Origin of the sequence: Nocardia albiluteola, assembly GCF_018860155.1 — a bacterium.
GTDB lineage: Bacteria > Actinomycetota > Actinomycetes > Mycobacteriales > Mycobacteriaceae > Nocardia > Nocardia albiluteola.
This window is the reverse complement of the sequence record NZ_JAHKNI010000025.1, coordinates 69,416-88,674: the sequence shown is the minus strand read 5'-3', so window position 1 is coordinate 88,674 and position 19,259 is coordinate 69,416. Positions and strand designations below refer to the sequence as shown.

The following is a 19,259-nucleotide window of genomic DNA, read 5'->3' as shown; positions in this document are numbered from 1 at the left end:
TCCACCCCGCCCGCACCCTCACCCACGCACTCGCCGCCTGCCTCTGGCGCCGACACCACCAAGCACACGCCCGGCAACGCCGCCACCAACCAAAACGATTATGAAACAACGAAATACAACTGTCGTGTTAGGCCCTTGAACTGGGCGTGTCCGGACTCGACGCGGTGCAGGTAGCGGTCAGCTGCCGGTCCGGCGGTACCGCACCCGCGACCCGAACCTGTCCCGTTGCTGAAGAACAAGCCGGCAGCGCGCGCTTGACCACCCACTGCGGCTACGGCGAACGTCTACCGCATGAACACCCCCAGCCTTGCTGGGGGAAGAGCAAATGTCGCGGGGCATCGAGATCAGACTGGTCAGCGATTTGCGACGGTCCGGGCGATCGTTGCCCGGCCCGCTGGGACAGTTCCCGGCGCCCGGCTGGAAGTGCAGGCGACTGCCCAGGCGGCCTCGATCATCTGGAAGACCTCGTCCACCGCGGTCTCCGGATCAGGTGCGTCGCGACCCAGTGAGTAGGCGTCGATCACGAATCTCGCGATCGCCCGGCAGGCCGTGCTGGGGGGCAGCTGGTCGAGATCGGCGGCGATGGCCGCTGCCAGCGTCTCCGCGTGGCGCAGTCGCATCGATTCCTCGTACTGCCGCAGGGCGGGGGTCCGGTCGATCATGTGCCAGATCGGGGCGGCGCCCTCCGCCGTGCAGTGTCGCACCATGGCGTGGATCTCGCGCCGCAGTGCAGGTATGAGCGGTTCGTGCGATGCCCGGTCCGTGACAGCCTCGGTGAGGCGTCGTTCGAAGTTTTGGTCCTGCTCGAACACCAGGGCCTCTTTCGAGGCGAAGTGGGAGAACAGCGTGGTCACGGCGACGTCGGCCTCGGCGGCCACGTCACGGATGCCCACCGCGTCATACCCGCGTTCCAGGAACAGCCGCAGGGCGGTCTCGGCGATCTTCTGGCGGGTCGCTGCCTTCTTGCGCTCCCGGCGTCCTGTCGGTGCGGTCATTTCTTGATGCTATCAGATTCAAACTAGTAACGATGACTAAAAAATAACAGATGCTAAACCATAACAGTTAGTGTTACGGTCGATGTATGAGAACAGTGCGCTTCGCCGAGTACGGCGGCCCGGATGTCCTGGAACTGACCGAGGCGGCCGAACCCCACGCCGGTCCGGGGCAGATACGTATCGCCGTGCGGGCGGCGGGGGTGAACCCGCACGACTGGCGGACCCGCGAGGGCCAGTTCCGGCGGATCCGCCCGATCGAGCTGCCCGCCGGTGTCGGACAGGACGCCGCGGGCGTGGTGGACGAGGTCGGGGACACCGTGACCGGTATCGAGGTCGGCGACCCGGTGTTCGGCCGAGGCTCGAACACCTACGCCGAGTTCGCCGTGCTCTCCTCCTGGGCGCGCCTGCCCGATGGGTTGACCTTCGCCGAGGCGGCCGGATATCCGTCCGTGGTCGAGACCGCGTTGCGGATCATCCGCCTGGTCGGCGTTCAGCCGGGGCAGACGCTGCTGGTCAGCGGCGCGGCCGGCGGAGTCGGGTCCGCGGTGTTGCAGATATCCCGCGACCGGGGAATCAAGGTGATCGGCACCGCCGGGCCCGCGAACCAGGACTACCTGCACAGCCTCGGCGCCGTCGCCACCACCTACGGCACGGGCTGGGTCGAGCGCGTGCGTCGGCTGGGCCGGGTCGACGCCGCGCTCGACCTCAACGGCGCGGGCGTCATCCGCGGGCTCCTCGACCTGACCGGAGATCCGGAGAAGGTGGTCACCATCGCCGACCTCGAGGCGCCGATGCTCGGCATCCGATTCGCGGGCGTCGGCGGAAGCATGCCCGAAGCACTCGCCGAGGCCGTCGACCTCATCTCGCGCGGGAAACTCCACATCCCGGTCCACCGGTCCTACCCACTCGCCGAGGCCGCGGCGGCACACACGGACAGCCAGGCCGGACACACCCGCGGCCGCCGAGTCCTGCTCGTCTGAACCGAACCTGCCCGGCCTGATTCAGCAGGCACCTTCCGTCGCCGACCTCACGGAAACCGCCCACCCGGCGGCGCCGGAGAAGTGGTCAGGCCCCATGGCGCCCACGACAATCCACAAAGGAGTTATCCCATGCTTGGACTGATGCAAGACCGTGCACTCGGTCTGCCTCACGTCTTCCACCGGGCCGAAGTGTTGTTCGGCGACAAGTCGATAGTGACTGCGACCGCTTCCGGTGAGCGCCGCTCCACCTATGCCGACTGTTTCGAGCGGGTCCGCCGACTCGCCGCCGCTCTCGACCGCCTGGGCGTGTCCGCCGACGCCCGAGTGGGCACGCTGTGCTGGAACACGCAGACGCATCTGGAGCTGTACTTCGCGGTGCCGTGTTCGGGGCGGGTTCTGCACACCATCAACACCCGGCTGTTCCCTGACCAGCTGGCCTATGTCATTGCCGATGCACACGATGACGTGCTTTTCGTGGACCGTTCTCTGTTGCCCACGCTATGGCAGGTGGCGGACCGTATCACGTCGGTGCGCCACATCGTCGTCATCGATGACGACTCGACCGAGCCGATCCCCACCGACCCTCGCATCACGAACTACGAGGCGCTGCTCGCCGCCAGGCCACCCATCGCGGGTCAATTCGTGATCGACGACGAGAATTCCGCGGCCGCTCTGTGCTACACGTCGGGAACCACGGGCGATCCCAAGGGAGTGCTGTACTCCCACCGCTCGATTGTGCTGCATGCGCTGGCCAGTCTCGGCGCCGACGTTTTGGCCGTCAGCGAACGCGACCGCGTGCAGCCGGTGGTGCCGATGTTCCACGTCAACGCGTGGGGGCTGCCCTATACCGCGGTGCTGGCCGGAGCGGACCTGGTCCTGCCCGGCGCCCACACTGCTCCGGACCAGCTGCTGGCGCAGATCGCACGCCAACGCGTGACCCTTACCGCCGGCGTCCCAACGATCTGGATGGGCGCGCTGCCGCTGCTGCGCGAGCACGACCTGAGCAGTCTGCGAATGGTGCTCTGTGGCGGGGCCTCGGTCTCGTCGAGCCTGTCCGAGGGCTGGCGCGCGGCAACCGGGCTGCCGATCACTCAGGCCTGGGGCATGACCGAGACCAGCCCGATCGGCACGGTCGTCACAGTGCGGCGCGAGCATGACACGCTCACCGAGGATCAGCGGGCGCAGGTGCGCGCGACCCAGGGACAGCCCGTGCCGCTGGTCGACCTGCGTCTGGTCGACATCGAAACCGGCATCGAGCAGCCGTGGGACGGCGTTGCGGTCGGCGAACTCCATGTTGCCGGTCCCTGGATCGCTGCCGGCTACCTCAACCGGCCGGACGATCAAGCCTTCACCGAGGACGGGTGGCTGCGCACCGGGGATGTCGCCAGCATCGATCCCAGCGGTTACCTGTACCTGGTCGACCGCGCGAAGGACCTCGTGAAGTCCGGCGGCGAGTGGATCTCCTCGGTCGATATGGAGAACCACATCATGGGCCACCCGGCCGTGGCCGAAGCGGCCGTGGTCGCCAAGCCCGACCCCCGCTGGTCCGAACGACCCGTCGCCTTCGTCGTGGCTCGCGCCGGCGCCGTGTTGACGCCCGAGGACATCGTGGCGCATTTGCGACCGCTCGTCCCGAAGTGGTGGCTGCCGGACGAGGTGCGCTTCGTCGACTCCCTCCCTAAAACCGGCACCGGGAAATTCGCCAAACGCCTCCTGCGTGCGCAGTTCGACGCAGCGTCCTGACCCGCCGTCATCGCCAACGAGCCCAGAGCATCCAACCCGACCCAATCGTCGACCTCTGAGGAGACAACCGTGCACCGACCCAGCATCGACGCCGGCGTCCACATGACGACCCGAGACGGCATCACTCTCACCGGCGATCTCTACCGCCCGGCCGACGACGGCCGATGGCCGGTACTACTGCACCGCACCCCCTATAACCGCCGCGACTCCTACCGGGTTTCCGGCATCGTGGCCGACCCCCTGTGGCTCGCCCGCCAGGGTTTCGCGGTGCTCGTGCAAGACACCCGCGGCCGGTTCGAGTCCGGCGGCGGGTTCGACTTCATCACACAGGAATACAACGACTCCTCCGACGCGATCGACTGGGCCGCAGCACAATCCTGGAGCGACGGCAACGTCGGGATCTACGGCTCCTCCTACCTCGGCATGGCCGTCCTGCAAGCCGTCGCCGCCCGCAACCCACACCTCAAAGCCGCGGTCGCCATGGTCGCCACCGCCGACATGCACCACACCGCACGACCGGGCGGAGTGTTCGAACTGGGCTTCCTCACCACCTACGGCCTCGTCCTGTGCCACGAAGGCCTCGACCACACTTCCTTGGACGCAGGCGAGCAAGAGCAGGTTCGCGAGCTACTCGCTGACGCCTTCGCCGACCCCCGCGCCACCGTGAGCCGACTGCCACTGACCGACATCAGCCCGCTCGACGACAGTCGGATCGCGCCGTTCTGGTCCGACTGGCTGCGCTCGCCCCACGACCCGTTCTGGAACCGGCCCACCCTGCTCACCGAACCCGAACGCGTCACCATCCCGTTCCTGCAGATCACCGGCTACCAGGACTTCACCAGCCCCACCCAGTTCCGGCTCGCCACCCAGCTCGCCGGCAACGAGAATGCCGGCCTCATCGCCGGACCGTGGACACACTTCGGCACCTACACCCCCTCCGGCCAGGTCGGTGCCCGCGTCCTGCCCAACGCCGGAGGCGGTGTGCCCACCTGGAATCCGGTACTCGCCGCGTTCTTCGACCGGCACCTGCGCGGTGGCGACGGTTCCGCCTACCCCACCGCCGCCCGGTACCTGTCCGGACCCGGACGGGTCACCTACTTCGTCGGCGGCTCGAATACCTGGGCACACGCACCCGCCTGGCCACCCGAGACGGCCGTCGAGGAATGGGCTCTCACCTCCGGCGGCGACGCCCGCACCGCAACCGGCGACGGACTGCTCGCCCATCCAGGCGCGAAACACGGAAGGACCTTCGCCACCTCCGATACCTTCACCGCCGACCCGCACGACCCGTTCCCCACCCATGGCGGAGCGATCACGATCGAAGGGGACGCCGCGGCGGCACCGCAGGGAGTCCAGGACCAGCGCGCCGTCGACGGGTCCTACGACCTACTCGTCTACACCAGCGAACCGCTGACCGAGGACGTGACCATCGCCGGACAACCCGAGCTGGTCACCTACCTCACCAGCAGCGCCCCGGATGCGGACGTGTGCGTCACGCTGGTCGACGTCGAACCCGACGGCTTCGCGGGCAACGTGGCCGACGGCGCCCAGCGCGCCCGATACCGCAACGGCGGCGACACCGACTGGCTCGACCCCGAGCAGCCCAGTCGGGTGACCGTCACCCTCAACGACGTCGCGCACCAATTCCGCGCAGGCCACCGCATCCGGGTGCAGATCGCTGGATTCAGTTTCCCGCGCTACAGCCGCAATCTGCACACCCGCACCATTCCCGAGTTCGGCACCCTCGATGAGGCCGTTCCCGCACAACACACCGTGCACCACGGCCCATCCACACCGTCCGCACTGCGCCTGCCGGTGCTCGGCGGCTGAGAACCCCACCACCAGAAGGAGATTCACCATGTCCGAAATCATCGTCATCGCCAGCCTCCACGCCAAGCCGGGGCGCGGCGCCGATCTACTCGCGCTGCTCTCCGAACTGATCCCCCCGGTACTGCGCAGCGAACCCAACCTCCAGCGCTACGCCTTCTACGTCGAACCCGGCTCCGACCCGCTCCACGTCACCGTGATCGAAAAGTACGCCTCGAAAGCCGATATGGACGCACACAACAGCGGCGTACTGACCGGCTACCTGCCTCGGCTACTCGACCTGGTCGACCCCGCACCCCACACCGTCGAACTACACCCGGCACCACTGACGATCACCGCCGGAGCGGCCGACGCCCGGCTGACCATTTAGTGCGACCTGCCACCGACCCGCGCTGAATACCGCGTGAACGTAGAGCTCGTCGACGGCCGGGGCCTCCGGCTCATGTGGTCGGCGGCTGGCGAGCGCGGTTCTTTCGAAGTTGTGCTGGTGACATGTCGTATCGTTCCCGAAAGGCCCGCGTTGAAGGCCGGCCGATGCAGAGCGAATTCCCGACTCGGCCCCAATCGTCAGTACGCTGCTTGTCTCGGACGGGTCCCGCAACCGCTTCCACGACACCTCGAGCCGGGCCTGCTGCAACGGTTTGGCGGGACTGGGTAGGCCGGATTCCCGCATCGCACGTTCGAGGTGACGGAGCGAGCATCCCAGATGGTCGTCCAGCGACTTCGCCAGAAGGTCGACCAAGTTCTCCCCCGAGGTTGACGAACTCGTACCCCGACAAGGTGTCCCGGTGGTGTCAATGTGGGGGTTCAGGAGATCCTTGACGGTCCCCGTTCGGGACATCCTTGACAGTCGCAGGTGATGTTGGACGTTTGTGTCGGCCGGTCAGGCGGTTCGTCGGGGTTTGGCCCTGATCTGGCGAATCGGGCCGGGGTGTTTGCGGATGTGAGTGGACAATTCGATGTCGTTGTGGAGGATCCGGAACAGTGTGTCTTCGATGACAACGGTGACGGTTTTGCCGACGTGGCTGCGGCCGACGTGCACTCGTTCCCCGGCGATCATGACCTTGCCATCCGGGTTGATGCGGCGCTGCGCTCGGGGTGACCGGGACCGCAGTGGCATCGGCTTGTCGACCAGGCGGGCGCGCCGCGCAGTCGGGCGGCTCGTTCGGGTGGGATCGGCGCAGGCAGCGTCTTGACGAGCAGCCCTGCGGCGGTCACGTGCATAAGATGCCCGTCGATGCGCAGGGCGACGCGTTGTCCGGCGAGCTGGGCTGTCAGCGGAACACGTTGCCCGGCGAGGTGAACATCGCCGTCGCGGTTGGCCGTTCGGCCAAGTTCGACGACCGCGCCCGGGGGCAGAATGCCTGTAGAAACGGCTGTGGGGCCAGGTTGAGGACCGGCCGGTCGTGCGCCGTTGAGCAGCATGGCGGTCAAATCGGCGGCCGACAGCCGCGATGGGCGAGTGCGGAGCAGTTCCGTGCCGAGCAGCACGTGGATCGTTCGGTCGTCGGCCCAGATCGTGAACGTGCGGCCTGCCATGGCCGAGGTGAACTTCAGCTGCTGGTTTCCCGGCAGCAGGATGCGGCCGGCCGGGGAGACGACAGCTTCGAACTCCACGGCGGTCACGTCACGTTCGTCCACGATCGGTGCAGCCGCGTTCCGATGCCCGATGGTGATTCCGGCCGGGGCACTCACGGTGTCGGGCAGTCGCACCGGGATCGATGCTCCGCCGTCAGCGGGCTGCGCCGGGTCGCTGTGGCGTGGCCGGAAAAGGGAGTAGGGCGTGGCCATGTTCAACGATTGGTGCGGGCGCCGGTGGTTGTAGCCGTGCACCCACGCATCGATCGCGGTCTGCGCTGTCGCCAAATCGGCGAATGGTCCTGCCTCGTCGAGGAATTCGCGGCGCAGGTTCTGGTGCCACCGTTCGATCTTGCCTGTGGTGGTTGGGGTGCGAGGCTTGGTCAGGCGGGCGTTGATGCCGTTCTCCCGGCAAACCCGTTCGAACAACACCTCAGCCGGGAACGGCTTGGTGTAGCGGCCGGTGAACTGCTTGCCGTTGTCGGTCAGCACTTCCGATGGAACCCCGTAGCAGGCCATGGCGTCAGTGAACACCTGGCAGACAGCCCGCCCGCTCGGCTCGGTGACGACTCGGGCGATCACGACGAACCGGGAGTGGTCGTCGATGCCGGTGACCAGCTTGCACTCACCTCCGTCGGCCAAGAACACCCCGCCCATGATGTCGAGCTGCCACAACTGCATCGGAGCATCCCGCTGCCACCGCCGATACCGACGGCGATGCTGCTGATACTGCTTGTCCACCAGCCCGTTTCGCACCAGCACTCGATACACCGTCGAGCGGCTCAGCTTCGGGCCGCCGGACTGCTCGGACAGCTCGAACGCGATCCGTTGCGCACCCCACCGCGGATGTCGGCGGCGAAGTTCGCAGATCGCTGCCTCCGCCTCCGCCGCTGTCCGGGACGGGCTGTGACGCGGCCGACGGGACCGGTCTGCCAGACTCTCGAGTCCGCCGTCGCGGTAACGGGCAATCCAGGTGTAAACCGACTGCCGTGACGTCCCGAATTGCCTAGCGACAGCGGCTATCTCACCGCCGTCCAGGACCGCCCGCACGACACGATACCGATGCTCCACCATCCACGAGCTACTGCCGTCCCGATCACCAATTCCGTTGTCTGCCACCAATGCAACATCAAGCGTGACGCGGCGTTGATGTCGTTTCCCTGCGACAGTCACGACGCCCGAATCACACCGGCGGCAGCTGGCAGATCTGGATGAGCTCCCGATCCCGGCTGCGCGAGACCAGCATTCCGCGGCCGGGCGGGTACTTGGCGGGTTTGACGTCGCCCAACTGCTGTACGTCGGCCTGTCCCGCCCCGACGAGCACCCGCCCCTGCACCTGGTCACCGCGCCGTGATCCTCGCCCGTCCGTGGGGGGAACCTTGCGGGAATCCCCTCACGACCTGTCAGACACGGCCGCGGACGAGGTCGATCAACCGTCCGAGCACGTGATCGCCCGACGCGCGCAGGCCGTTGTGCTCGTACTCGTTGGTGATCCACGGCCGCAGCGTCGGGATCAACCGCGCGGTCTCCTCGGAAAACATCCGCTCGACGTACATGTCGTTGGCGTAGATCGCGGCCGCCGCCGGGACCGTGCACTCGCGCAGCACGTCGGCGTCATACAGCCGCGGCCACTCGTGTGCGGCGAGCAGTTCGGCGGTCTCCTTCATCGGCCGGAGACCGTGGAAGTCGTCGAAGAGCCAGGGGAACACGTGCTCTCCGGTGAACAACGTCCGGTCGGTGCGGAACTCGTCCGGCAGCACGCGCTCGGCGGACCAGCGGGTGGCGAATCCGTCGGAGTAGGACGACTCGTGGATCACCGAGTACAGCGGATTGCGCGCGGTGAACGGCAGCGAGTTGGCGACGTCGTGCGCGAAGGCGGGGGACTTCGGGTCGCGTTCGAGCAGGTAGTGCAGTGCCTCCTCGCCGCCGCCGGCACCGAGGACGTACCCGAGCTGCTGGAACAGTCGCGCGGTGAGCGGACTGCCGTCGGGCAGGACGACGGCCCCGTCGTCGAGCATCGGCAGCAGCGCCTCGACCCGGCTGCGATCGCCCGGATAGCGGAGGTAGTACTGGCGGTTGCGCTCGATCAGGTTGGCGAACGTCGTGGTGTAGACCTCGTCGGGATGCCGCGCGATCGGCGGCAGCCCGCCGGTGAAGAAGGCCTCGGCCAGTCCTTCGGGAGCGTGGGAAAGGTACGCGAGCGTGCAAAACCCGCCGAACGACTGCCCGAGCACGCTCCACTTCTCGATGCCCAGCTGCCGCCGCACGAACTCCGCGTCGCGGACGATCGCGTCGGCGCGGAAGTGGGTGAGGTATTCGGCCTGCTCGGCCGCAGTGCCGGACAACGTGCCGACCGGCGTGGACCGTCCGGTGCCGCGCTGGTCGAGCATCAGCACCCGGTACTCCTGCAACGCCCGCGGCAGCCAGCTCGGCGCCCCGCGCGACGGCCGCGGCGCCTCGTGCCCGGGCCCGCCTTGGAGGTAGACGAGAAGCGGCCGGTCGAGCCCGTCCGGATCGGCGATCTCCCGAGCGAAGACGGTGATCTTCGGGCCGTCAGGGCGGGAATAGTCGAGGGGGACGGAGAACTCGTGCTCGGTGAGCACCAGGCCGGGGATGCGTACGGTGGCTGCCATACGGGCGATTCAACCAGAACGGGCGCCGGGGGCGGCCACGAAAATTGACCCCGGGAGTCCATTGCGGACTCAGGGTGCCTGAACCGAAGCAGCACACAAGGTCGGGATAATGGTGCTGCAATCGCGACGCGGGATTACCAACAAGGCGGAACCCGGACGCGAGCTTCCCGGGGAACGGGACGGGCAGTCAGCGGAAGAGGCGGAAGAACCCGCGGACCTGCTCGACCAGTGACTCCGGCTGTTCCAGCGCGGCGAAGTGGCCACCTCGCGGCAGTTCCTCGAACCAGCGCAGGTCGGTGAACCGCAGCTCGGCCTCCCGCCGCGACGGGCGGGTTATGTCGCGCGGATAGACCGACAGCCCCGACGGCGCGGTGACCTTGTCCCGGAAGTTGGCGAAACTCTCCCAATACAGGCGCGCCGACGACGTAGCCGACGCGGTGAACCAATAGACCGAGATCTCGTCGAGGATCGTCTGCCGCGACACCGCGTCCTCGGGGTAGCCGTTGTTGTCCGTCCAGGCCCAGAACTTCTCGGCGATCCAGGCGGCCTGGCCCGCCGGGGAGTCGGTGAGGCCGTAGCCGAGCGTCTGCGGCCGGCTCGCCTGGATCGCCGAGTACCCCCGGCCGGTGCGCTGGAACTCCTTCTCGGCCGCGAGGTTCGCCAGCTCCGCGGGCGTCGGGTCGTCGAACGTGCCCGCTTTCACGGATCCCAGGTTCAGGTGCACGCCGGCGACCCGCTCGGGTGCCACCTCGCCCAGCGCGCCGGATACCGCCGAACCCCAGTCACCGCCCTGCGCGCCGTACCGCTGGTAACCCAGCGAAACCATCAATGTGTCCCAGGCGCGCGCGATGCGAGTGATGCCCCACCCGGTCGTTGACGGCTTGTCACTCCAGCCGTACCCGGGCAGCGACGGCGCGACCACGTGGAACGCGTCCGCCGGGTCACCGCCGTGCGCGCGCGGGTCGGTCAGCGGGCCGAGGACCTCCAGGAACTCGAGCACCGAACCTGGCCACCCGTGCGTGAGGACCAGCGGGAACGCATCCGGCTCCGGCGAGCGGACGTGCAGGAAGTGGATGCCCAGCCCGTCGATCGTGTCGCGGTACTGCGGGTAAACGTTCAGACGCTCGGCGAACCCGAAGTCGTAGTCCTCCGCCCAGCTGCGGCAAAGCTCCTGCGCATAAGCCAGCGGCAACCCCTGCGACCAATCGTCCACCGGCTCGGGCTCGGGCCACCGTGTCCGTCGCAATCGGTCACGTAGATCCGCGATCTCGGCTTCGGTGATGCTGACCTCGAACGGCTCGGCGGCCACAGCGGGGCTCCTTTTCCTCGGCAAGACGATCAGATGTAGGTCACAGGGTGAAGCCGTCGACCGGCTCCGGGGTGTGGACCGTCATCGCTGACTCCCACGCGTGTCATCGCCTTCGGGTCGGCGGCCGGCGCCAGTGCGCCGGGTCAGGCTGAGGACGAGTCCGGCCAGGGGAAGTGCCGCGAGCACGGCGAGCGCCACCGGCACCGACACGACGCCTGACAGGCCCGCGACAGCGGCCGGACCGATCCCGCCACCCAGGAAGATCATGAAGTTGAGCAAGCCCTGTGCGGTGTCGCGGTCGCGCGTAGCGACCAGCTCCGGCGCGAGGCCCACCAGAACGGCCTGGGCGCCGGCGAACCCACACACGGTCAGCGCCGTGCCGGCGACAACCGAGATCGGCCCGTGCAAGACAGCGACCACGAGCACGCCGACAACGGTGAGTGCCGCAAGCCCGGCCGACACCTGCCAACCGGTGAACCGGTCGGTCAAGGCACCGACCAGCCGCCCTGCCAGCACCGAGCAGGCGGCGGCCGGGACCAAGAGCGCGCCGGCTTCGAGGGCGCCACCGCCCGTGGCCTGTTCGATCAGGGACGGGGCGAGGAACAGCACCCCGTAGTAGCCGGCGAAGATCGTCCCGCCGACGAGCCCGGCCGACAGGAAGCCGCGGGCCGATATCACCCGGCGAGGCACGAACCCGTCGGGCGTGCGTTGCACGCACCACCACAGCCCCACGGCGGCGAGCACCCCGGCGGCAGCCACGACGGGCGTGACCGGAGCGGGCAGCCCGACCGAGTGCGCCTGCAGCAACGTGATCAACGAGCCGGCGAGTACAAACAGCACGGCCGCGCCGACGGTGTCGAGTCGCCCGGTTGAGCCGTTTCGCTCGCCGCTACCGTTCCGCGTCAGCGCGCGCCTACTCGGCAATGCGGCCAGTAGAAGGGGCAGCGCGAGGACCGGGATCGCGAGCACGGCACGCCACCCCAGCCATGCGGTCACCGCCCCGCCCAGCAAGGTCCCGCAAGCCGACGCCGTCGCGCTGGCGGCCGCAATGATTCCCAGCGCGCGGATCCGTTCCCGCCCGGGAAGTGTGGTTGCCGCGGCGAAGACGGCGATCACGGTGGCGCCCGCCCCAGCGCCACCGATCAGTCGCCCGACGATCACGACCAGCAGGGTCGGGCCGGCACCCGCGAGCGCCGAGCCCGCGGAGAGTGCTACGACCCCGGCGACGAGCACCCGGAACGGGCTCCACCGGGCTATCAGCCGACCCGCGATCGGCATCGCGAGCGCGGAGGCCAGCGACCATGCGGCGAGAATCCATGCTGTAGCCCCGAACGGCACCGCGAGCGCGCGGCCGACAGCTGGCAGCGCCACCGCCGGTGCTCCCAGTGCCACGTACTGCGGCAGCACCAGCATCCCCAGGACCAGCCCCAGCCGGCGCCCGTCCGGGGCGTGGTTCGATCCGCCGCGGAGGACCCCTTGAGACGGGATCGTCTGCGGCATCATCGTCTTCTCCCAAGCATGTTGTGACATGTGAAAGCTACTATGAATGTCACGCTACGGACCGGGGAGGAGACACGTCAAATGCTTGATGCGTGTTACACCGACTCGGCGGTCCAGACGGCCGTCGATCTTGCCAACACCCTGAAGCCGATCAAGGGAGAGGACGCGCTCGAAACCGTGGAGCAACTCCGGGACTTCCTCGACAACCATTCCCTGGCTGGAACAGCCGAGTCTCCGAGCTCGGCCGCGGAGCAAGGGGCCGGTATGCGGCAGCACCTCACTCGCGCCGACCTGGCGGAGGTCCGCGCGTTGCGGGAAACGGTTCGTGCCGTGCTCGAACGAGCAAGCACCGACGCGGTGGGAGCCGCGGTCCTGGTCAATGACGGCCTGCGTCGCAGCCGCGCCACCCCCGCGCTGCGCCACGATCACGACCGCTGGTGGACCGAGGTCACCTCCGACACCGACCGCTGCTCGGCGCACCTGGCCGTGACCACGCTCAGCGCACTGGCCTCCGTGATCGCCACCCTCGGTCCGGCTCGTCTCGGCGTCTGTGCCGGGCCGAACTGCCGGGCCACTTTCGTGGACCTCTCGCGCAACGGCTCGAAGCAGTACTGCACCCGGACCTGCGCGCACCGGGCCAGCGTCGCGGCCTATCGGAGTCGGCACAACCCGCGTTGAGTGCCGGCACATGACCCAGTGTCCTGATACCGACGCGATTTGCCCACGTCTCGCGCTGTTTCGGGGCGTGCTGGTAGTGCTGGAACTGCGCTGGGCAACCGGTTCCGGTGAATCCTCCCGGCGGGTCCGGAGACTCCGGACTCACCGGGGTGGCTCACACTTCGGTGGCGGGCACAACCGCCGCGCCTGGTTGCGTCCGGCAAGGTGGTGTACGACCCCAGCATCAGCAAAGTCTGAGCGTGTCGTAGCGGAGTAGAGGATGGTCACCGCGTGATCCTCAGCAGACCGACCAAAGTCTTCGAGGAGAAAGTTCACGCGATGACCGCTGTCCAGCGTATCGACCCGAATGCTCCGTTCACAGACCAACTCGCCGTTCACAGCCCTGACCTGCTGCGGGAGATGGTGTCCTCGTTCGTGCAGTCGCTGATGAGCGCCGAGGCCGACACGATGTGCGGCGCCGGCTACGGCGAACGCAGCACCGACCGGACCAACTCCCGCAACGGGTACCGGCACCGAGACTTCGACACCCGTGTCGGCACAATTGACGTCGCGACCTGCAGTGCGGCGGGCCGCGCGCGGCGGATCGCTTCAGCGTAGGTGGCCGATCCGTCACGGACGACGACCTCGACGCCAGGATTGTTCCGCAGCCCTGTTTCGAGGGTTTCGGACTTGCGGTCGGCCAGGACGTCGATCCGTTGGTGAGTGACGGCGTCGATGACCGCTGTGCCGTAACGGTTTCGGCTTCGCGCTGCGTCGCGGGCACCACTACGGCACGATTTTGATCGATATTGAAACCCGGAGACCGGTTGACGTGCTCGACGACCGCACCGCCGACACGCTCGCGGCGTGGCTGCGTGCCCATCCCGGAGTCGAGATCGTGTGCCGAGATCGAGCTGGCGCTTATGCCGACGGCGTCGCGGCAGGAGCGCCGAATGCTGTGCAGGTCGCGGACCGTTGGCATGTCTGGCACAACCTTGGCGAGGCGGTCGAACGCGTCGTTGCCCGGCATCGCGACTGCCTGGACGCCACAGCTGACGAAGATGGCGACGAATTGTGCACCAGCAGCCAGCGCCGGTGATTGCCGAGGTGAGCGAGCCACCAGTACAACGGACCGACAAGTGGGCGGTCCGGACTCGCGAACGCTATGCCGCAGTCCACGCGCTGCTCGACGGCGGTATGAGCCTGCGCGCCATCGGTGCCCGGCTCGGTCTTGCCCGGGGAACCGTGCGGCGTTTCGCCCGCGCAGCCAGTGTCGAGGAACTACTGGTCAACACCGGCACCGGGCGACGTCGCAGCGTGTTCGAGGAGTTCAAGCCCTACTTGCACCAGTGATGGAACGAGGGCTGCACCAACGCAACTCAGCTGTTCCGCGAAATCCAAGACCTCGGCTACCGCGGCGGCCCGAAGATCCTGCTCAACTACCTGCACCCATTCCGCACGACCACCCACAGTCCCCGCGCAGTACCCAAAGCCGCCGTCGGTCCGCCGCGTTGTCAGCTGGATTTGCCTCGCCCACGCTTCCTTGTCCGAGTAAGTGAACTGGTCGCTCGTCATTCTCATGACCAGGAGGCTGCCTCGGAAGAAGCCTGCCCCGCAGCTGGGCGAAGAAGCCGAGTCTCACCGGCCGAGCTGGCCGACGAGGAAGGCTCGGGGCCCTCGTCGCCGAACTGCCGGCGTCGGGTCATCGAGTGGTGAGGACGTGCGCCCACGGCTCATCGACGTCGGCCAGACCCAGCACGGCGACCACATTGTCGAGCATTCCGGCGCCGAACCAGCGCCGCACGGCGTCATCGTCGCCCAGCAGATGCTGAACGGTGTCAACCTGTTTGGCGTAGCACCGGCGCACGGCCTGCGCCACGAGCGGCTCGCCGACGGCACAGTTCGCGTGCATGAGGAAACGCAGGATGTTCCGGTCCGCGACGAGCGCAGTGTATGCGCCGCGCGCCGCATCCAACGCCGCCTCGGGCGCCAGCCCGGCTCCACCCGAGGCCGGCGAGTGAGCGACCAGCGTTTCGGTCATTGCGACGGACACGTGGTCGACCACCGCCGCGAACAGCGCTTCCTTGTTCGGGTACAGGCGATAGAGATACGGCTGAGAGATACCGACCCACTCTGCGATCTCGTGCGTCGTCGTGCCGTAGAAGCCCTTTTGCGCGAAGCATTCGACCGCGGCGGCCATGATGGTCCGACGTCGTTCGTCGCTCTTCGTGCTAGTGCCGGCGGCGGGCATAGGCGTCAGTTAAACACGGCTCCACCTCAGCCCCCAAAAGTTACGCTGAGGTCAGGGTTGGACGGCACATCCTGGGGTGTGAGCGCCTCGATGGCTACCAGCGGGTTCCAGTAGTCCAGGTAGTGGGTGATGCGCGCGTCATCGTCGGTTCGGACGACGGAGATGCACGTCTGCTCGTACGGCTTGCCGGTCGGCAACGCCGTGCCCTTCGAGCGGAATTCGGCGATCACCAGACTCGGATCGACCGTTTCGTGGAACACCAGGTCGGCGAACTCCACGTCAAAGGTCTCGGGAAAGTTGCTCATGTGGGCGCGCAGTGCGTCTCGCCCGGTTACCCGCCGAGGCACTCCGGCCGGCGCGTACGGGAACTCGAGCACCGCGTCCGGGGCGAACAGCGTCACCCATTCATCGACGCGTCCGGCGGCGGTCAGGCGCAGGTGCTCGGCCAGGGTGTGCTGGGCAGCAGCGCGGCGGGCGTCTTCCTTGACTGTCATGTTCAGTCCTAAGTTAGTGGTCGATCGATAACTTATCGTAGCACGGCACATGTGCGGGTGGTAGAGGGATATTCGGCATGTCCTGCTAACCGCAGGAAACGCAGGTTCCCTCGCCTGAGTGAGCGTCCGGGAACTCTGCTCAGCCGTGGTCGGTGGCGGGTTGCCGGTGAGCTCGGTGGCACCGGGTTCGATGGCGCCGGATCGGCGAATATGGTTGGGGGTGAGGGATATTCGACTCGGCGTGGCGGAGCTTGCACCGATCCCGGCTCCGTAGTTCTGCCGCGCCGCTGGGTCGTGGAACGAACCTGGCCTGGATCAGCAAACACCGCCGCTGCGTCCGCGATTACGAAACCCGACCCGACCACCACGAGGCCATGGTCTACATCGCCACCATCATGACCATGTCACGCCGACTCACCCGAGCAAGACCACAGTTCCCGGACGCTCACTAAGAAGAGCGCACCGTAGTTGCGCATCTCGCTCACCGTGATCGCGCCAGGCCAGCGCAGCGAAATCCACGGTCGGCAAATCGATCAGGAGTTTCTCGATCAATACGATCACGCTCTGTCCGAGGGTTTCGGGCGCGCGAACACCGACCTCCTGCTGTCGACTGCCAGGATGAAGGGATCTGGCATGCCGTTGACACGTGGACGACGCGACGATGGAAATCCGTCGCTGGCCATCGGATCGTCGCCAAAGACGGCGTACGGTACACGGTTGCCTGGCCTTTCGGAGCGTGCCCACAACGCCAGTGATTCCGTGACGTCCTGTCGACGTTCTGTAGATCCAAATAGACAGGCGGCCAGGAAGGTTGGAAGCGTGGTTTCAATGGTTTCGTCGTATCGAACCACCGTCCACCTGCAGGTTCGCTGTTCGTCGCAAAGCGCAGAAACGGTCCGAACGAGGAACTGTTCCAGCCTATTTGCGCTCGGGGGACTGCGCCGAGCCGGACTCGTCGCGGTTGCCGACCGTGCTGATATCGGGCGCACCAGGCCGGTCTCGCTGCCCCCGACGGCGAGGCGAGTCTGCGTGCCGCGGAGGATGCGGTGACCGCGGTCGAACGAAAGATGCTCGGCGATATGGGATCCGATGCCGAGCGTGCGCTGTCCGCGCTACTGGCTGCCTGCGCGGAGAACCTCGCCGCGCAAGCCTGACCGGTACTGATCGTCGTGCCATCCGGGATCAGGCATAGGTGGGGGAGTACGCCCAGAGCCAGTCGGTGTACTTGTAACTGGTTGTGTCCCTTGTTTGGAACAGCTCGTTGCGGACGAGTCGTGCGGTTCCGCCGAAGTGCCACAGCTCGCCCCACATTCGTCCGGTGGTGAGGATCCGATTGCAGCGGGGTGCTCGATGCTTGTTGACCTCGGCGAGGATGACGGGCCACCCCTCGGTGCCGAGGTCCGGGTAGCGCCGTGCGGCGTACTCCGCTATATAGTCCGCGTCCTCGATGGCCATCACCGCGCCGGAGGCCAAGTATTGCAGAGGCGGGTGTGCGGCGTCACCGAGCAGGATGAGCCGCCCGTCCACCCAATTGTCGATCGGTTCGCGGTCGTACATCGGCCACCAGCGGTCTGTCCACAGCTGCTCGATGCCGTCCCGCACGTTCTGATGGCAGTGCGCGTAGGCGTCCGCCAGTTCATCGGGACCGCCCCACTCCGCAGCTCCGCGGGTGAAGCCGGGGGATTCGAAGACGGCCACCTGGTTCAGCATGGTGCCGCCGCGCAACGGGTACTGGATGAAATGGCAGCCGGGCCCGATATAGCCGACGACATCGTCGGGATCGTAGGCGACGTCCACCTGATCGACGGGGAAGGTGCCGCGGTAGGCGACGTAGCCGGACGGTACGGGATCGTCGTCGGAAATATGTTGACGCAGTGTGGATTTCAGCCCGTCCATGCCGAGGACGACGTCCGCCTGCCAGGTCCGTCCGTCGACGCTGGTGACGATGGCACGGTCACCGTCGGTCACCGCCGACAGCACGGTGACGCCGGTGACGAGATGTGCCCCGGCGCTCCGCGCGGAGTCGACGAGCAGGCGGTGCAGATCGCTGCGGTGGATGACGAAGTACGGCCCGTGGTAGTGCGCTTGGAAGGCATCGCCCAGATCGATCGTGGTGAGCATCTCGGCGGTCAATGCGTCACGGAACACGAGGTTCTTCGGCTGTACGCCCATGGCGAGGGCCGGTTCCAGCAAACCCCATTTCGACAGGATTCGCGATCCGTGTGGTCCGATCTGTAGACCGGCACCGACCTCGCCGAACTCCGGCGCCTGCTCGAGGAGTGTGACCTCGGCGCCCTTCGTGGCGAGTGCGAGCGCGGCCGCGACGCCCCCGATACCGCCGCCGACGACGACAATGTGTGCGTTGTTCAGATCCGTCCTGTCCACATCGTCAACCCTCGTTGGGGCGAATGTTCCGGGACAATATAATTCCACTATGCAGAAATCGAGTCATCGACCGATGATCGAAAAGCCCGCTTACATGCTGGAATCGGTCGATAACGCATTGCGACTCGTGCAGTTGCTGCGCGACGTGGGGGCGGTGCGATTGAGTCAGGCCGCGACCGAACTGGGTGTTGCACCGTCGACGGCGCACCGCCTCTTCGCGATGCTGCTGTACCGCGGATTCGCTATCCAGGATGAGGCTCGGCGATATCACCCCGGACCGGCGATGGGCGCCGGTCCCACGCGACGAGGTTGGACCCGGGAGTTCACCGAGCTGTCGCGCCCCCACATGGAAGCGCTCGCAAGCCGGTGTGGCGAGACGGTCAACCTGGTGATCCGGGTCGGGACGCAGGTGCGATTCCTGTTGTCGGCCGAATCGAGCGAGATGCTGCGGGTCGGCGACCGGCAGGGGCAAGTGCTCGATGCCGAACGCACGGCCGGCGGCAGGATACTGCTCGCCGAGCTGCGCGAAGACAGGCTGGCTCAGCTGTATCTTCGTTCCCCCGACTGGCCCGAGCAGGACTCGGCTCCGGGAGACCGGACGATGCCGCCGGAGCAGTTCGAAACCTTCGTTCGTGAGCTCGCCGGTTGCCGGCAGGCCGGCTTCGCGATCAACCTGCAGCAGACGGAAATGGGCATCGCCGCCTTCGGTATGTCCATTCGCAATCGCGCCGGGGACGCGCTCGGTGCCATCTCGGTATCGATCCCGGTTGTGCGCTACCAACAACATCTGCGTGGGCCCCTCATCGCACAGATGCAGAGCACCGTTCGGGGTATCGAGGCGGACGTCGGCGATATCGAGGTCTGAATACTTTTCTGGAGAGAAGAATGCTCTGCCGGGCGGGTCATC

16 protein-coding genes and 3 pseudogenes are annotated in these 19,259 nt (G+C 67.1%); 9 read left to right on the top strand and 10 right to left on the bottom strand.

The window, feature by feature from the left end; all coding sequences use genetic code 11:
- Positions 1–353 precede the first annotated feature (353 nt).
- Complete coding sequence (locus tag KO481_RS40610; RefSeq protein ID WP_215923888.1) at positions 354–995, bottom strand: TetR/AcrR family transcriptional regulator; 642 nt, start codon at positions 993–995, stop codon at positions 354–356.
- A gap of 86 nt (positions 996–1,081) precedes the next feature.
- Here KO481_RS40610 and KO481_RS40605 point away from each other — a divergent pair, with 86 nt between their 5' ends.
- From KO481_RS40605 to KO481_RS40590, 4 genes are all read left to right on the top strand, one after another.
- A complete protein-coding gene (locus KO481_RS40605) occupies positions 1,082–1,975 on the top strand; it encodes an NADP-dependent oxidoreductase (RefSeq protein WP_215923887.1) in 894 nt (297 codons plus the stop codon).
- 129 nt (positions 1,976–2,104) lie between these two features.
- Complete coding sequence (locus tag KO481_RS40600) at positions 2,105–3,718, top strand: long-chain fatty acid--CoA ligase (RefSeq protein WP_215923886.1); 1,614 nt, start codon at positions 2,105–2,107, stop codon at positions 3,716–3,718.
- 69 nt (positions 3,719–3,787) lie between these two features.
- Entirely contained in the window at positions 3,788–5,548 is a 1,761-nt protein-coding gene (locus KO481_RS40595) for a CocE/NonD family hydrolase (protein ID WP_215923885.1), read from the top strand.
- A 28-nt stretch (positions 5,549–5,576) separates the two neighbouring features.
- Positions 5,577–5,915: a putative quinol monooxygenase gene (locus KO481_RS40590; protein ID WP_215923884.1), complete on the top strand. Its 339-nt coding sequence runs from the start codon at positions 5,577–5,579 to the stop codon at positions 5,913–5,915.
- A 513-nt stretch (positions 5,916–6,428) separates the two neighbouring features.
- Here the strand turns inward: KO481_RS40590 and KO481_RS40585 are convergent.
- From KO481_RS40585 to KO481_RS40565, 5 genes and pseudogenes are all read right to left on the bottom strand, one after another.
- Positions 6,429–8,197, bottom strand: a pseudogene (locus KO481_RS40585) (IS481 family transposase).
- Positions 8,198–8,306: 109 nt separating this feature from the next.
- Complete coding sequence (locus KO481_RS40580) at positions 8,307–8,459, bottom strand: hypothetical protein (protein WP_215923883.1); 153 nt, start codon at positions 8,457–8,459, stop codon at positions 8,307–8,309.
- A gap of 67 nt (positions 8,460–8,526) precedes the next feature.
- Positions 8,527–9,756, bottom strand: coding sequence for an alpha/beta fold hydrolase (locus KO481_RS40575; protein ID WP_245402216.1), 1,230 nt, complete (start codon positions 9,754–9,756; stop codon positions 8,527–8,529).
- 187 nt (positions 9,757–9,943) lie between these two features.
- Positions 9,944–11,065, bottom strand: coding sequence for an epoxide hydrolase family protein (locus tag KO481_RS40570; RefSeq protein WP_215923882.1), 1,122 nt, complete (start codon positions 11,063–11,065; stop codon positions 9,944–9,946).
- A gap of 81 nt (positions 11,066–11,146) precedes the next feature.
- Complete coding sequence (locus KO481_RS40565) at positions 11,147–12,595, bottom strand: MFS transporter (protein ID WP_215923881.1); 1,449 nt, start codon at positions 12,593–12,595, stop codon at positions 11,147–11,149.
- Positions 12,596–12,646: 51 nt separating this feature from the next.
- Between KO481_RS40565 and KO481_RS40560 the strand changes: the two genes are divergently transcribed.
- Together KO481_RS40560 and KO481_RS40555 are read left to right on the top strand one after the other, a co-directional pair.
- Positions 12,647–13,243 (top strand): CGNR zinc finger domain-containing protein, encoded by a 597-nt coding sequence (locus KO481_RS40560; RefSeq protein ID WP_215923880.1) that lies wholly within the window; start codon positions 12,647–12,649, stop codon positions 13,241–13,243.
- 318 nt (positions 13,244–13,561) lie between these two features.
- A pseudogene (locus KO481_RS40555) lies at positions 13,562–13,795 on the top strand (transposase); the annotation flags it as partial.
- Here KO481_RS40555 and KO481_RS44980 read toward each other — a convergent pair.
- Positions 13,795–13,995 (bottom strand): annotated as a pseudogene (locus tag KO481_RS44980) (transposase); the annotation flags it as partial. The pseudogenes KO481_RS40555 and KO481_RS44980 overlap by 1 nt on opposite strands.
- A gap of 26 nt (positions 13,996–14,021) precedes the next feature.
- Between KO481_RS44980 and KO481_RS40545 the strand changes: the two are divergent.
- Together KO481_RS40545 and KO481_RS43765 are read left to right on the top strand one after the other, a co-directional pair.
- Entirely contained in the window at positions 14,022–14,321 is a 300-nt protein-coding gene (locus KO481_RS40545; protein ID WP_215923879.1) for a transposase, read from the top strand.
- On the top strand, positions 14,318–14,575 hold the full coding sequence (locus tag KO481_RS43765; RefSeq protein WP_215923878.1) for a helix-turn-helix domain-containing protein: 258 nt from the start codon (positions 14,318–14,320) through the stop codon (positions 14,573–14,575). Before KO481_RS40545 ends, KO481_RS43765 begins: the two co-directional genes overlap by 4 nt.
- A gap of 349 nt (positions 14,576–14,924) precedes the next feature.
- Here KO481_RS43765 and KO481_RS40535 read toward each other — a convergent pair whose 3' ends face one another.
- From KO481_RS40535 to KO481_RS40525, 3 genes are all read right to left on the bottom strand, one after another.
- Positions 14,925–15,473, bottom strand: a complete 549-nt coding sequence (locus KO481_RS40535) for a TetR/AcrR family transcriptional regulator (protein WP_215923877.1) — start codon at positions 15,471–15,473, stop codon at positions 14,925–14,927.
- Between the two features lie 26 nt (positions 15,474–15,499).
- Positions 15,500–15,967 (bottom strand): nuclear transport factor 2 family protein, encoded by a 468-nt coding sequence (locus tag KO481_RS40530; protein ID WP_215923876.1) that lies wholly within the window; start codon positions 15,965–15,967, stop codon positions 15,500–15,502.
- A 1,182-nt stretch (positions 15,968–17,149) separates the two neighbouring features.
- A complete protein-coding gene (locus KO481_RS40525) occupies positions 17,150–18,352 on the bottom strand; it encodes an FAD-dependent oxidoreductase (RefSeq protein WP_215923875.1) in 1,203 nt (400 codons plus the stop codon).
- 49 nt (positions 18,353–18,401) lie between these two features.
- Here KO481_RS40525 and KO481_RS40520 point away from each other — a divergent pair, with 49 nt between their 5' ends.
- Positions 18,402–19,217 carry an IclR family transcriptional regulator gene (locus KO481_RS40520; protein WP_215923909.1) on the top strand — a complete coding sequence of 272 codons (816 nt, stop codon included), beginning with the start codon at positions 18,402–18,404 and terminating at the stop codon, positions 19,215–19,217.
- Positions 19,218–19,259: the final 42 nt, after the last annotated feature.

What these genes read in the sequence shown, in the direction of transcription:
- KO481_RS40520 (WP_215923909.1), top strand. Translation starts at nt 18,402, where the DNA reads ATGCAGAAATCGAGTCATCGACCGATGATCGAAAAGCCCGCTTACATG.
- KO481_RS40600 (WP_215923886.1), top strand. Translation starts at nt 2,105, where the DNA reads ATGCTTGGACTGATGCAAGACCGTGCACTCGGTCTGCCTCACGTCTTC.
- KO481_RS40565 (WP_215923881.1), bottom strand. Translation starts at nt 12,595, where the DNA reads ATGTCACAACATGCTTGGGAGAAGACGATGATGCCGCAGACGATCCCG.
- KO481_RS40605 (WP_215923887.1), top strand. Translation starts at nt 1,082, where the DNA reads ATGAGAACAGTGCGCTTCGCCGAGTACGGCGGCCCGGATGTCCTGGAA.
- KO481_RS40535 (WP_215923877.1), bottom strand. Translation starts at nt 15,473, where the DNA reads ATGCCCGCCGCCGGCACTAGCACGAAGAGCGACGAACGACGTCGGACC.
- KO481_RS40610 (WP_215923888.1), bottom strand. Translation starts at nt 995, where the DNA reads ATGACCGCACCGACAGGACGCCGGGAGCGCAAGAAGGCAGCGACCCGC.
- KO481_RS40560 (WP_215923880.1), top strand. Translation starts at nt 12,647, where the DNA reads ATGCTTGATGCGTGTTACACCGACTCGGCGGTCCAGACGGCCGTCGAT.
- KO481_RS40530 (WP_215923876.1), bottom strand. Translation starts at nt 15,967, where the DNA reads ATGACAGTCAAGGAAGACGCCCGCCGCGCTGCTGCCCAGCACACCCTG.
- KO481_RS40575 (WP_245402216.1), bottom strand. Translation starts at nt 9,756, where the DNA reads ATGGCAGCCACCGTACGCATCCCCGGCCTGGTGCTCACCGAGCACGAG.
- KO481_RS40590 (WP_215923884.1), top strand. Translation starts at nt 5,577, where the DNA reads ATGTCCGAAATCATCGTCATCGCCAGCCTCCACGCCAAGCCGGGGCGC.